Raw genomic sequence first — 12,890 nt, 5'->3', positions numbered from 1 at the left:
AGTAATGATCCGGTAACGATCACAGCAACAATTGATCAGACCGGCCTGGATGATGAGTTTTTTGTCCTTCTGAAGGATCAACTGAGTAAGAACATTCGAACATCACCTTTGAACTCATTAAGCCGGGCAAAGGCACGACTCTGAATGAGCTGATCGCTGCGGGGCAAACGCCCGATCTCATTTTCAGATACAACGAAAATCTCGCTCCCTATCAAACGATTGGTCTGCAAGTCGACTTGCAGCCGATGCTCAAGCAGCATCATGTCAATTTGGGGCGCGTCGAACCTTACATTATCGAATATGTCAAAATTGCGTCAACGAAGGATGAGTTGTTCGGCTTCCCGCTGACGCAGTCCTTTCATGCGCTTTATTACAACAAAGACATCTTAGACAAGTTCGGCGTTCCTTATCCGAAGGACGGAATGAAGTGGGATCAGGTATACCAGCTCGCCAAGGAGCTTACCCGTTTGGAGAACGGTGTGTAGTACAGGGGCTTCGACCCAGGCAGCTTTATTTGGTCGACCCACCATCGTCATATCTTTGATCCAAATGCAGGGGCAACACGTGCTGAATCTATCCAAACAATCATCAACATACATAGCCTGAGTCCAACTAGTAAAGAAGCATTGCAAAGTTTGAAGTAATTTACAGTGTGCCCCGCTTTGCAGGAAATGTCAACATTCTGAATACAATATAACATGGAGCTGCCGCGAGACGATGCCGGCAGCTTTTTTTACGCTACCCCGAAAATTTTTCATAGCACAAAATTTAAAAAAAAAGGAAACAGGATACTAGGCGCGGGTAAGACTTTTATAAAAAAATGCGCTTTTTGAATTTATGTGAAAGAACAACGTTAACTGGCAATCCCAGGGATGGTCTCTGGCCGTTCGATGTCTTGTTGAAAAGGATCAAGCCGCTTGGTTACCTACCGAGTTCATAAGATTAAAGGAAATCGAAGGATTAACCAGAATATGTAATACGTAGCGAGTAGGAGGGATGAAATTGGTAATAAAGGCTGTCTTTTTTGATTTGTTTGAGACACTAATCTCGGAATATGAAAATGGTAAAAGGAAGGCACCTAGATCCACTCACTTCGTGGAACAGCTTGGCATAGAATCGAAAGTATTTGATAAAGAGTGGTACGAGAGCAAGAGAAAAGAATGGACGGTACTTACTCCGATTTTCCTTCGGTGTTAAGGGAAATTTTTACTTGCCTTGGTCACGAAGTATCAATTGAAATTATTAATGTAATACATATGGAACGAGTTAAGTCCAAATCTATACCTTTTAGCAGAATAGACGATGAAATTTTAGATATGTTGGAGCAAATAAAAGCATTGGGAGTGAAAATCTGTCTAATTAGCAACTGTACTCCTGAGGAAGTATCAGCTTGGGAGTCTTGCACGTTAGCCAAATATTTCGATGATGTTATTTTTTCTTATGCTGTAAAAATGGCAAAACCTAATTCAGAAATTTATCATCTCGCCTGCAAAAGAATGGATGTCTCACCGTCGGAGTCATTATTTGTTGGTGACGGTGGATCGAATGAACTACAAGGCGCCGCCAAAGTTGGAATGGTGCCTTGACGTTATTAAGAGCGTAAGCAGATGGGGGACAATATGGACAAGGTATTACTTAAGGTAGCCGATTTGATTAGTGGAATCGATAAAAGATTCATTATTGGAATTTCAGGCCATGGTGCATCTGGAAAGTCAACGTTTGCCCATAATCTTTTAACCCTCTTGGGAAATAACAATGTAAACAATATCAACACGGATCCCTATATTATCGGGTCTCAGCTTCGGAAGTACACTTTAATTCAATATGAATACATGAATGAATTCCATCAGGATAAAATGACAGCTTGTCATCCCGCTGCTCATAATATAGCTGCTTTAGAGAGAGACATTCATATGATAAAAGATGGTTTAAATTTTTATACAATAGGCACGAACTATTCAAAGGGTATGTTGGTTTCTTCACAAAACAAAATAAATATAGTGGAAGGTATGAGCGTTGCTTTTACAGATCCTAATTTGTATGATCTAAAAGTTTATCTATATACTGACGGGGAAACTGAATTATTGAGAAGAAGTATACGTGATGTAGCGGAAAGAGGCACGGAAATCGATTATTTAAGAAAATCTCACGAAGAACGACGAATTCAATATGAGATATTTATGCATCCTTATCATCGGAATTTTGATATCGTAATAAAAAATTCCAATGCAGACTCTATACTTGAAAAAGATAATTGTGTCTAAGATGAGCGGCTCGCTGCGGCAATTGCTCAATGAAGCATAACTAGAATACTGACATACTGTTGTCAGGTTTAAACGTTTATAATAGCTTCAAAAACAGTATCCATTTAAAAAAGGAGATATCGGATTTGAGCAAAAAGGTAGATTATAAAAAAGATTATAAGCAGCTATATGTGCCAAAAGCGGCGCCTGAAATTGTGGAAGTGCCGAGGATGCCATTCTTTATGGTCAGCGGCTCTGGGGACCCTAATGGCGAGGAATTCGCCAAAGCAACAGAAGCATTGTACAGTATGAGTTATGCGGTGCGGATGTCCTACAAAAGCGAACATGTTCCCGCCGGATATTATGAGTATACGGTTTTTCCACTTGAGGGTGAATGGGACTTGCTTGATCGGTCAATACCCGCGACGGACAAAAACAATTTTAAGTATACGATCATGATACGCCAGCCTGATTTTTTGACGGAAGAATGGTTCGTACGATTTTTGGAACAGACGAAAAGGAAAAAACAAAACCCGTTCCTTGAGAAAGTTCGGTTTGAGCATGTGGAGGATGGATTGAGCTGCCAAATGATGCATATTGGAAGCTTTGACAATGAGCCGGAAAGCTTTGCGCAAATGGAGGCTTTTTGTGATGAACATGGATTTATCCGGGCAAGCAAGATTCATCGGGAAATTTATTTATCGGATCCCCGAAAGACTGAATCTTCAAAGATGAAGACGGTGTTAAGATTTCCTGTAAACAGGAACGATATTAGAAATTAGTCCTTACGAACTCGGGAGAGATATTATGTTTAAAACCTTCATTATTATCATAGCGGCCATTGCGCATATTGCAGCTTCCGGAGGGAACGCCAATAAGTCAACTTATGAACAAACAGACATTATCGATAGATATATTTATGAGCAAGAAACCTATAATGTAGGCCCCTTGGTGGATAAGCTGGATGCCCTTGGATATTACGATCAAATGAAAGATAAGAATCTGGATGATTTCAAAGAAAATGCTGCAGGGGAACAAAATATTTATGGCTGGGAAGAAACGGGACGGGTGTTTTTTGCGGATGCCGAGATGCTGGCAGAAGGGTTTCTGGTAGACTTTATTGAAGAGATTGCTCCTTATTTAGAGCGACAAGGCGTTAATTTTAAGGAGGTCCAGGATACGCTGAAAAGCAATGGTGATTACGTTCTGATTGTAAACGGAGAGGAACACCTTATCTTTACGGAAAAAGAGCGACGCGATGGCTTGGATTGGGAGCTTTCGACGGAACGCAGCTTTAAGATGATTAATCGCTATTTGAAACAACAGGGCTCCAGGGAGCAAATCTATGCACTTTATGGAGGCAATGATTTGACAGCTGTGTTTTTAACAGATGATATGTACGAAGCCATCATGTCTTATTCCGAAATGCCGGAGTATGAAAAACCGCAAAAATTTGCTCCTTAAGGGATGGGGTTCGGGGCACGAGCTCTTACACTGCAAATCAAAAAAAGAACCTGGACAGTCGTACCAGGTTCTTTAATATTGCACATATACGGACACGATGATATAATCGGATTATGTATCACATATTTCAATGGTCAGAAGTAATGCATTTTACAATTTTATTGTACCATTCCGGCGCCCCCTTGTCAAATGTTTTTTTCATTTTAATGCTTAGGAGAGATGTAGAATGAGTTCTTTGGTTCTCGATTTTCAGGAAATGGAAAAAACGCAGCTTTTACTCGTTGGCGGAAAAGGGTTACATTTAGGTGAATTATCAAAAATCGATGGAATACAAGTACCTGAAGGTTTTTGTGTTACAACAGTGGGATATCAAAAGGCTATTGAACAAAACGAAACGTATCATGCTTTGTTGGATCAACTAACCACGCTAAAAGCTGAAGATCGAGATCAAATTGGTGATATCAGCAGAAAGATTCGACAAATTCTTATGGATGTAGAAATTCCTTCCGATGTTGTGAAAGCAGTTAGTCATTATCTCTCCCAGTTCGGCGAGGAACATGCTTATGCAGTGCGTTCTAGTGCAACAGCTGAAGATTTACCCCATGCCTCGTTTGCCGGTCAACAAGACACCTATTTAAATATCATCGGCAAAGAAGCGATCTTGCAGCATATCAGCAAGTGTTGGGCTTCCCTCTTTACGGATCGGGCGGTAATCTACCGTATGCAAAATGGATTTGATCACCGTCAAGTTTATTTATCCGTTATCATCCAAAGGATGGTTTTTCCACAAGCTTCTGGTATTTTATTTACCGCTGATCCGATTACTTCCAACCGAAAGCTGTTATCAATCGACGCTGGTTTTGGACTTGGCGAAGCACTGGTCTCTGGCTTGGTGTCTGCCGATGGTTATAAAGTACAGGGAGGGGAAATCGTCGATAAGAGGATAGCAACCAAAAAATTGGCTATCTATGGACGAAAAGAAGGCGGAACAGAGACACTGCAGATCGATCCTGATCGGCAAAAGACTCAAACACTGACTGATGAACAAATTTTACAACTGGCAAGTATCGGAAGACGGATCGAAGCTCATTTTGGTTGCCCGCAAGATATCGAATGGTGTTTGGCCCAAGATAAATTTTATATTGTCCAGAGTCGTCCAATCACAACTTTATACCCCATCCCTGAAGCGGGCGACCAAGACAATCACGTCTATATCTCTGTTGGTCATCAACAAATGATGACGGATCCCATAAAACCACTGGGATTGTCTTTTTACCTGTTAATTACTCCTGCTCCCATGCGTAAAGCCGGTGGAAGGTTGTTTGTTGATATCACACGTATGATGGCTTCACCTGTCGGCCGGGAATCTTTATTAACCCTGGGGCAATCCGATCCGCTCATAAAAGACGCACTCACGACCATAATAGAGCGAGATTTTATAAAATTGTTACCCAATGATCAAACGGCACCGATTCCCGGCAGAAGCAATCCAGATACACTGTCACCATTCGAAAACGATCCGGCAATCGTCTCTGAATTAATTAAGAGGAGTCAAGCATCCATAGAAGAGCTAAAGCAAAGCATTCAAGGGAAATCAGGATCAGATTTGTTTGATTTTATTCTGGAAGATATCCAGCAATTAAAGAAGATTTTATTTGACCCCCAAAGCTCGCGTGTGTTTATGGCTGCTATGGATGCTTCAAAATGGATTAATGAAAAAATGAACGAGTGGTTAGGCGAAAAAAACGCAGCAGACACGCTTTCTCAATCCGTCCCAAACAATATTACTTCGGAAATGGGACTCGCGCTAATGGATGTCGCGGATGTGATTCGGCCTTATCCGGAAGTAGTTGCTTATTTACAGCATGTAAAAGATGACAACTTTTTGGATGAACTGGTTAAGCTTAATGGGGGAAGGGAAGCCCGAGACGCTATATATGCTTATCTCAGCAAATACGGAATGCGGTGCACCGGAGAAATCGATATTACGAAAACTCGTTGGAGTGAAAAACCAATTACACTTGTCCCCATGATTCTGGGTAACATTAAAAGCTTTGGGCCTAATGCCGGCAAGCGAAAATTTGATCAAGGGCGCCGGGAAGCTTTGGAAAAAGAACAAGAGTTGTTGGATCGATTGAAGCAATTGCCGGACGGTGAACAAAAAGCAAAGGAAACCAAACGAATGATCGACCTGATCCGGAATTTCATCGGTTATCGCGAATATCCAAAATACGGGTATATCAGTCGCTATTTCGTTTATAAGCTGGCTTTGCTGAAAGAAGCTGAAAAGCTCGTACAGGCGGGTGTTATTCATGAAAAAGAAGATATCTACTTTCTGACTTTTGATGAACTTCACGAAGTCGTACGTACAAAAAAACTGGATTACCAGATCATCAGCAAACGAAAAGAAGAGTACAAATTATATGAAAAACTCACCCCACCACGCGTTATCACGTCTGATGGTGAAATCATTGCAGGTAAGTACAAACGAGAAAATTTGCCGGCTAATGCGATTGTAGGCCTACCTGTTTCTTCCGGAGTGGTTGAAGGAAGAGCACGGGTCATTTTAAGCATGGAAAATGCCGACTTGGAAGATGGAGATATATTAGTCACCTCCTTTACTGACCCCGGCTGGACACCATTATTTGTATCCATAAAAGGTCTAGTCACCGAGGTAGGCGGACTGATGACCCATGGAGCAGTGATCGCCCGTGAATATGGATTACCGGCAATTGTCGGGGTGGAAAATGCCACCAAATTGATAAAAGACGGGCAACGAATTCGCGTGCATGGAACAGAAGGATATATCGAAATATTGTAGTACGGTGGTAGGGCTGGGGCCATGGCGATAGGTGCAGAGCCTGCGAAGCAGACCTGCACCTCATGAACCCCCAGGCTGCTTATAAGCCGGCATCCGGCTGGATCCATAGATCCCCGTTCCAGCTGTGAATACGATACCACCGGTGTCCTTCAGAATCGTTCCACTGCTCGAAAGCTTCTACCTTCTGCGGGCTGAGTTGACCGAAAATTGGGTACGATGTCTTGGGGAACAAATGCAGTTCGGTCGGTTTCGTGAGCTCGAGGGTCTCATTAATCTTCTTCGAACCTAAAGGCTGGGCGTAGGCCGGCTGGATCCAGAAGGTATCGCCATTCTCGCCGCGCACGTGGTATACGCCATTCTCCGTCCTTTCTAAAGCGAACACTTTCTGCGGGGGAATGAATCTCGCATCTGATGGCCGCTGAAGGCGGTGAGCCGTATCGTATTCCTCCATATAGAGCGTTTCCGTCGGCAGCATCATCTCCTGATTCAGAACCTCTACATTGACCAGCATATAAGGATTGGAGACAAGCCATTGATCGCCGATCCAAGAGGTTTCAATTCGGTAGCTGTTGGTCAAATAAGAGTAGGAGGAATCAAATATTGCATTCGCATGAACCACCTGAGGGGTAAGAACGGCGTCCGTTTTTGAAGACGAAACAGGTTGGCTGTACAGCTGTGCCGGCCCCAATAGAAGAATATAGGAATCGATAGGCTTGATGACCCCCATCTTCTCCTTCTCCAAGTGCATCCACAGCTCCCCAAGCCAAGTCGTCTTGACTCGAACCCACACTTTCTCACCGGACTCCTTGGTATACCACTCGTTCTCCGCTTCGACGGTCTCCACATCCTGGGGACTGAGCACCGCCCATGGCTCCACGGATTCATCCTGCTCGGGATAAAGCGGCGTTTCCTCCAGAAGCGAAATAACGGGCGGGATGCTCGGCGGCTCAAACTTACGCGGACCAAAGGCGTGGGAGGAAGCCGTAGGATAAACGAGGGTCGCAAGAAAGCTCGCTAGCCAAACAGACATCAGTAAGACTCGAGCCCAACGTCTCCAAACCACAGTTCTCACAATACAATTCTCCTTTGCTCGAGAGGATTTTATCTTATTAGACGCGCAAAAGAGATCGGAGTTTCTTAAGACCTCAGAAGTGGAACCGTTTTATAATAAATTGATTTGTATTCAAGGGGGTAAAGCATGGATTATTTTTCACCGGAAAAAGCGGCGTTAAAGGTGAAACGGTGGCCAAAAGCTACCATAGCGGCGGGTTATCGTCATACCGTCGGGCTTACATCGGACGGCACAGTAGTTGCAGTGGGTGATAATAAAAATAGCCAATGCGATGTAAGCGGTTGGCGTGGCATCCAGCTGCCGGGTAAAGTTTTTTGAGCCAACAGCTGTCTAGTGAGTTTTTCAAGGAATTTATGGATTTTTGTGGAATATCTATAAAACAATTGTTTTGTAAAGGGGGCTTAGCTCATGACAGATGATCGTAAATATTTATTGGAGGCATTTATTGAAGCTGAAAAAGCCAGAGATGAAGGTACCTATCCAATCGGAGCCGTTATTGTGGATTCTGACGGTATGATTATTAGCAGGGGACATAACAGGGTTTTCTCGGAATCAGATACAACAGCGCATGCTGAGGTTGATGCAATAAGAAATGCCGGACCAAGCATGCTGGATATTGAGAATAAGAAATTCCTGAAAAAGGGCTTTACATTATACACAACATGCGAACCTTGCCCCATGTGCAGCTGTACTATTCTGTTATCTTTTAATATTAGTAGGGTAGTTTGGGCTGCGGATGATATAGAGATGGGGGCTATGAGAAAGTTTAAGGAAGGGCCTCATTTCCAAGATCGTTTTAGTAAAATTTCTTTTGAAGCAGCTCCTTATAGGGATTTAGAAATTCGTCAGCGGAAAATGCTTGCTGATTGGTCTATAAAACGAGGGTATGTAGATACTCATTGGCAACATAATAATGGGGCTTGAATGCCCCTGACGGGGTCCAAAGAATGAGAAGTTTGAAAACATACCGTGGCGGATGCATTATCTTGAGATTTATGTTATGTTTTCATTGAGGTCCGATGACGGCCAGTATACGTTTACTCCAAATTGTTAATCATTTTACCATAGACCTATACGATAATGGAGTGATCAATTGAGCAAAGCGAAGGGGAAAGGCGGCACGGGCAGGGGGACCGATAAAAAGGGCTGGAACCGATGGCAGGCCAGCACCAACCGAGCCATGAACAGGCCCAAGCCGTATAAGAGCAAGGGGACGAAGAATCAGGATGGTGCCGCAGCTACCGGTGCGGATCAAGGCAACACCTAACGAGCACAAGTACAATTAGAGGTAGAATAGGATGGGATCAACATGATAGATCAAGACCTGGAAAACACCGAAGCTGCACAATGGGAGAAAATAAAGGCAGCGGCTAATCGAACGTCCAATTGGAGAGAGCGACTGGAAGCAGTGGACAAGCTGGGGGAGCTGGATAGTGATCAGGCTATTCGTCTATTACAATACAGACTGACTAATGATTCGGTCTATCGGGTGCAGGAGGCTGCGTACCGTAAGCTAAGGGCGCTAGGCGAAGATGTTCAAATGCCCCCGAAAAAACATCGCGAATCCATGAAAGATTTGTCCAAGATTCTGCTGCGAATCAAAAAAAGCTTGCCCGAGGGTCACTCCTATGAGGAATTTAAAGAGAAATTCAAAAAGATGAGGCTCGACGTTTATGATACATACGAAGGGAACAAGGGTGATGAGTTTGACCCGTGGCTCGAAGGAGTGTGGGCTGAGCTCGGAGCGAAACGAAGTTAGTAAGTCTCCTACAATGTAATTTAATTAGGCGGTTCTCAATGCGCAGGTATGCGCCTGGGGGATCGTCTATTTTCATTGGGAAATATTCACGAAATAGATCAGTTTATTGATGGGAATATTGAAATCCTGGAAAAACATAAGCCGCATTGCTGGCCAACGTATTTTCTTATTAAATGAGAAGCTAAATGATACGAAAGCGAATCCTCGAAGGTGGGAGGGATATAAATGGTTAGCAAAATAATTGGTGGTTGGATGGTCATTACATCAAGCTATTTTCTTACGCTGTATGCGATGTTTACATTATATTGGATCATCTTTAAAGAGCCCGTAGACCATAATTGGAACATATCTGGTACTTTTATTGGCGCACCTTTGTTGATCATTCCATATCTCGTAGCTGGTATTTATACTAAGAAAGCTTTTGACAATAAACGTACTGGTGCGCTATGGGTCAGTATAATTCCTGTCATCAGCGAACGATTGTTGATATATCTAATTGGTTATTTACTGGTGCTTGGGGGCGGTGACGGATCGATGGATGGAGTAACAACTATGATGTTCATACGCGGCGAAGCAGCGCCTTATTATACGTATACCTATATTATCTGTGGTGTTATTAGTGTTTTGATTTGCGTTATTGCTGCATCTAATAAACCTAAGAAGCATTTTTAGTAATACGACAATCTCCCCCAAATCGCTTTTCCCGTACATGAAATCGCTGTGGGCACTTGCATCGGCCCAATACGAGCAAAGATTGAAGCGAAAAGAAATGGCATCTTGTTCCAATAAATGGTATCATGTGTCTTGCTTTACATTTATATGAATAGTCTCTAATGAAAGGGGATTCGGCTATATATGAATGAACAAAGTGCAAAAAATAAGATAGCTTGGGAACATCGAGCGTACGAATTTTGGATCAGACGAGATGGTTCACCTAAGGAAAAGGCAAAACAAATATTGGAAAACCCCAAAGCACAGCTAAAGAAACATAAGCAATACTTTGAACAGATTGCAGGGAAAAAGATTGCTAATCTTTGCGGATCAAATGGAAGGAAAGCAGTCCCATTAGCACTGTTAGGTGCAGATGTAACAGTATTTGATATATCGGAAGAAAATAAAAAATATGCCCTAGAGCTCGCGGATTCTGCCAAGGTATCTATTCATTATGTTGTTACTGATATTTACGATATAGACTTAGAAAAGTATAGTGGTCATTTTGACATGCTATACTTGGAAGGTGGAATATTACACTATTTCAACGACATCGAAAGATTCATGTCTATTCTTTTTTCATTACTTAAAAATAATGGGGTAATGGTTCTAAGTGACTTTCATCCTTTAAGAAGGTGTATCGTTTCTAACTCTAAAATCCAATATCAAGTCCAACAAAGTTACTTTGACGAAGAATTGCATAATGGGGATGTAGCATATAAACATTATTTCGACGAAAGTGAACAAAAAGACTTTCCAGATGTTTCGATTAGGCTTTATACCCTTAGCGAAATAATAAATTCGGTTATTACATCTGGTTTTAAGTTAATGAAGTTTGAAGAGCATCGTGGTTGGAAAAATGAAAACATACCATGGGAATTTACAATTTTGGCTAATAAATAAAAAGAGAAATTCTATACAAAGAAACCCTCCATTATCGGGGAGTGGTTTGCTGTATATATGCTTATATAAATATTTGGTCTTTGGTCACCCGGCACGAACCTCGCCCAAAGGGTCTCTGAATACGTACAATACTTTAAAGATTGAGCAAAAGGTAGACGATAGCTGAATATGCTACCAGGACGAAGCTGCCAGCACACGATCGGCGGTTTATAACTGAATTATAACGAAATCAAGTCGCTGATTAAGGTTCAATGTGAGACATTTAGTACTCCAATGTTCAGGGGAAATAGGTACAATATTTCCATCTAAGTAGCTTACTTCTTCGCGTGAACGGCCGTATAATGGAAGCTGACCATCTATTATTGAGTCTGGGAGGTACGAATCATGCGCAATGTGAACGCACCATTTCGGGCAAGAATCGGACTGTTGGACGACGGACCGCTTACATTCGACCAGTTGAGCAGTGTACTCGAACGAACGGCTTTCGCGGTCCCTTTTGAAAATTTAGCAATCATTGAATCCAGAACACAGACCATCTCAAAGGAGCAGCTCTTGGACAAAATTACGGTTCAAGGTGAAGGAGGCCTATGCTATGAATTAAATACATTGTTTTACTTCTTCATGCTGGACAACGAACTGGATGCCCGGCTGGTCAGCGGCGTGGTATACAATCACGAGAAGCAGAGTTACCCGGCCACCGGACGAACGCATGTTACGATTCTGTTCCGGCATGAGAATCGGACTTACCTCATCGATACGGGCTTCGGCAGTAATCTTCCGCTACGACCTGTGCCGTTATCAGGCGAGCCTGTCTCCTCTTCAAATGGGGACTTTCGAATTGTCCCGGCGTACGGGAAGCATGCCGAGCTTGGTGATTACGTCCTGGAGATGAAGCTGAAGCATAAGCATAGCGAGTGGATGACCGGCTACGTATTCGATACCGCGAAGACTATTACCGACGATACCCAGCTGAATGCGATTCAGCGCATAATCGCCGAGCATTCCGACTCGCCTTTCAACAAGAAACCGCTTGTCACGAAGGTCACGGAACGCGGAACGATCACGTTGACCCCCTCCTTCTTCACGGAGTGGTGTGACGGCGTCATGACCAAAACTCCGGTAGACGAGTCCAGTTACAGGGAACTTCTCTGGCGATATTTCGGGATGCGTAGATCTCGGTAAGATGATGCGTTGGGTACTCTTTGGTGTGAAGGGGCTTGTCGCGATGCAGATCCTCTTTTCATTGAAGTAACCGGCAGCATTCATTTTAATATTAAAATAAGGATGCATGGTAATCAGGAGGAATGTATGGAACATCCAGTGGTTATTGAAGAGTACAACGAAAAATGGCCTTTCGAATACCAACAGGAAGAAAGAAAAATTAAGGATGTATTGGCTAATAAAGCAATTGCTATAGAACATATTGGGAGCACTTCCGTTCAGGGCCTGGGGGCCAAACCGATCATTGATTTCATGGTCGGAGTACGTGATTTAAACGAAGTAGAAGAATTTATTGAACCGTTAGCGAAAATAGGCTATGAACATGTGTACCATAAAGAATTCCCTACTAGAAGATTCTTTAGAAAAGGTCAATGGAGAGCAGGAACGCACCACCTGCATATATACAATTATGGAAGCGAGGAGTGGAAAAACAATATTTTATTTAGGGATTATTTAAGAACCCATCCCGAGGTTCTAAAGCAATACAATCAATTGAAAAAAGAACTCGCGGAAAAATATATTAACGATAGGGCTGCTTATACTAATGCCAAAAATCCATTCATCTCTGATGTGATTCAAAAGGCCAAATGGAGTGAGTAGATTAAAATCGTGATTCATTCCTCTAATGGAAAACGACAATTTAACTACAGCTGATGGATCCAGAAATCAACGATATAGAAAACTAAAGCAAATCAA

Annotated in this window: 14 protein-coding genes and 1 pseudogene; 14 read left to right on the top strand and 1 reads right to left on the bottom strand. The window is 42.7% G+C overall.

Annotated elements, in window-relative coordinates; all coding sequences use genetic code 11:
• Positions 1–101: 101 nt before the first annotated feature.
• The 6 genes from QMO62_RS30705 to ppsA all read left to right on the top strand — a co-directional run bounded on the left by QMO62_RS30705 (position 102) and on the right by ppsA (position 6,528).
• The gene (locus QMO62_RS30705) at positions 102–485 is read left to right on the top strand and encodes an extracellular solute-binding protein (protein ID WP_284646742.1); all 384 of its coding nucleotides are present in this window, start codon (positions 102–104) and stop codon (positions 483–485) included.
• A gap of 675 nt (positions 486–1,160) precedes the next feature.
• Positions 1,161–1,586: an HAD family hydrolase gene (locus QMO62_RS30700; RefSeq protein WP_284646251.1), complete on the top strand. Its 426-nt coding sequence runs from the start codon at positions 1,161–1,163 to the stop codon at positions 1,584–1,586.
• A 33-nt stretch (positions 1,587–1,619) separates the two neighbouring features.
• The gene (locus QMO62_RS30695) at positions 1,620–2,264 is read left to right on the top strand and encodes a uridine kinase family protein (protein WP_284646250.1); all 645 of its coding nucleotides are present in this window, start codon (positions 1,620–1,622) and stop codon (positions 2,262–2,264) included.
• A 125-nt stretch (positions 2,265–2,389) separates the two neighbouring features.
• The gene (locus QMO62_RS30690; protein ID WP_284646249.1) at positions 2,390–3,025 is read left to right on the top strand and encodes a GyrI-like domain-containing protein; all 636 of its coding nucleotides are present in this window, start codon (positions 2,390–2,392) and stop codon (positions 3,023–3,025) included.
• A gap of 25 nt (positions 3,026–3,050) precedes the next feature.
• Positions 3,051–3,707, top strand: coding sequence for a hypothetical protein (locus QMO62_RS30685; protein ID WP_284646248.1), 657 nt, complete (start codon positions 3,051–3,053; stop codon positions 3,705–3,707).
• A gap of 226 nt (positions 3,708–3,933) precedes the next feature.
• Positions 3,934–6,528, top strand: a complete 2,595-nt coding sequence (ppsA, locus tag QMO62_RS30680; protein WP_284646247.1) for a phosphoenolpyruvate synthase — start codon at positions 3,934–3,936, stop codon at positions 6,526–6,528.
• A 79-nt stretch (positions 6,529–6,607) separates the two neighbouring features.
• Here the strand turns inward: ppsA and QMO62_RS30675 are convergent, their stop codons facing one another.
• Positions 6,608–7,558 (bottom strand): SH3 domain-containing protein, encoded by a 951-nt coding sequence (locus QMO62_RS30675; RefSeq protein WP_284646246.1) that lies wholly within the window; start codon positions 7,556–7,558, stop codon positions 6,608–6,610.
• A gap of 168 nt (positions 7,559–7,726) precedes the next feature.
• On the opposite strand from QMO62_RS30675, the pseudogene QMO62_RS30670 reads away from it, so the two are divergent.
• The 8 genes and pseudogenes from QMO62_RS30670 to QMO62_RS30635 form a co-directional block, all read left to right on the top strand.
• Positions 7,727–7,894 (top strand): annotated as a pseudogene (locus QMO62_RS30670) (RCC1-like domain-containing protein); the annotation flags it as partial.
• A 114-nt stretch (positions 7,895–8,008) separates the two neighbouring features.
• Complete coding sequence (locus tag QMO62_RS30665) at positions 8,009–8,524, top strand: nucleoside deaminase (protein WP_284646245.1); 516 nt, start codon at positions 8,009–8,011, stop codon at positions 8,522–8,524.
• 169 nt (positions 8,525–8,693) lie between these two features.
• Positions 8,694–8,867 (top strand): DUF3934 family protein, encoded by a 174-nt coding sequence (locus QMO62_RS30660; protein ID WP_284646244.1) that lies wholly within the window; start codon positions 8,694–8,696, stop codon positions 8,865–8,867.
• Between the two features lie 42 nt (positions 8,868–8,909).
• Positions 8,910–9,359, top strand: coding sequence for a HEAT repeat domain-containing protein (locus QMO62_RS30655; RefSeq protein WP_284646243.1), 450 nt, complete (start codon positions 8,910–8,912; stop codon positions 9,357–9,359).
• Positions 9,360–9,584: 225 nt separating this feature from the next.
• Entirely contained in the window at positions 9,585–10,031 is a 447-nt protein-coding gene (locus QMO62_RS30650) for a hypothetical protein (RefSeq protein ID WP_284646242.1), read from the top strand.
• Positions 10,032–10,214: 183 nt separating this feature from the next.
• A complete protein-coding gene (locus tag QMO62_RS30645; protein WP_284646241.1) occupies positions 10,215–10,973 on the top strand; it encodes a class I SAM-dependent methyltransferase in 759 nt (252 codons plus the stop codon).
• 384 nt (positions 10,974–11,357) lie between these two features.
• Positions 11,358–12,155 (top strand): arylamine N-acetyltransferase family protein, encoded by a 798-nt coding sequence (locus QMO62_RS30640; RefSeq protein ID WP_284646240.1) that lies wholly within the window; start codon positions 11,358–11,360, stop codon positions 12,153–12,155.
• Between the two features lie 126 nt (positions 12,156–12,281).
• Complete coding sequence (locus tag QMO62_RS30635; RefSeq protein WP_284646239.1) at positions 12,282–12,794, top strand: GrpB family protein; 513 nt, start codon at positions 12,282–12,284, stop codon at positions 12,792–12,794.
• Positions 12,795–12,890 lie beyond the last annotated feature (96 nt).

It is taken from the genome of Paenibacillus silviterrae, from assembly GCF_030167925.1.
Taxonomy (GTDB): Bacteria; Bacillota; Bacilli; order Paenibacillales; family NBRC-103111; genus Paenibacillus_G; species Paenibacillus_G silviterrae.
The sequence above is the reverse complement of the archived record's forward strand: the minus strand, read 5'-3'. Positions and strand labels throughout refer to the sequence as shown.

Coding starts and splice junctions, on each gene's coding strand:
- QMO62_RS30700 (WP_284646251.1), top strand. CDS start 1,161: ATGGACGGTACTTACTCCGATTTTCCTTCGGTGTTAAGGGAAATTTTT.
- QMO62_RS30695 (WP_284646250.1), top strand. CDS start 1,620: ATGGACAAGGTATTACTTAAGGTAGCCGATTTGATTAGTGGAATCGAT.
- QMO62_RS30685 (WP_284646248.1), top strand. CDS start 3,051: ATGTTTAAAACCTTCATTATTATCATAGCGGCCATTGCGCATATTGCA.
- ppsA (WP_284646247.1), top strand. CDS start 3,934: ATGAGTTCTTTGGTTCTCGATTTTCAGGAAATGGAAAAAACGCAGCTT.
- QMO62_RS30675 (WP_284646246.1), bottom strand. CDS start 7,558: ATGTCTGTTTGGCTAGCGAGCTTTCTTGCGACCCTCGTTTATCCTACG.
- QMO62_RS30665 (WP_284646245.1), top strand. CDS start 8,009: ATGACAGATGATCGTAAATATTTATTGGAGGCATTTATTGAAGCTGAA.
- QMO62_RS30655 (WP_284646243.1), top strand. CDS start 8,910: ATGATAGATCAAGACCTGGAAAACACCGAAGCTGCACAATGGGAGAAA.
- QMO62_RS30650 (WP_284646242.1), top strand. CDS start 9,585: ATGGTTAGCAAAATAATTGGTGGTTGGATGGTCATTACATCAAGCTAT.
- QMO62_RS30645 (WP_284646241.1), top strand. CDS start 10,215: ATGAATGAACAAAGTGCAAAAAATAAGATAGCTTGGGAACATCGAGCG.
- QMO62_RS30640 (WP_284646240.1), top strand. CDS start 11,358: ATGCGCAATGTGAACGCACCATTTCGGGCAAGAATCGGACTGTTGGAC.
- QMO62_RS30635 (WP_284646239.1), top strand. CDS start 12,282: ATGGAACATCCAGTGGTTATTGAAGAGTACAACGAAAAATGGCCTTTC.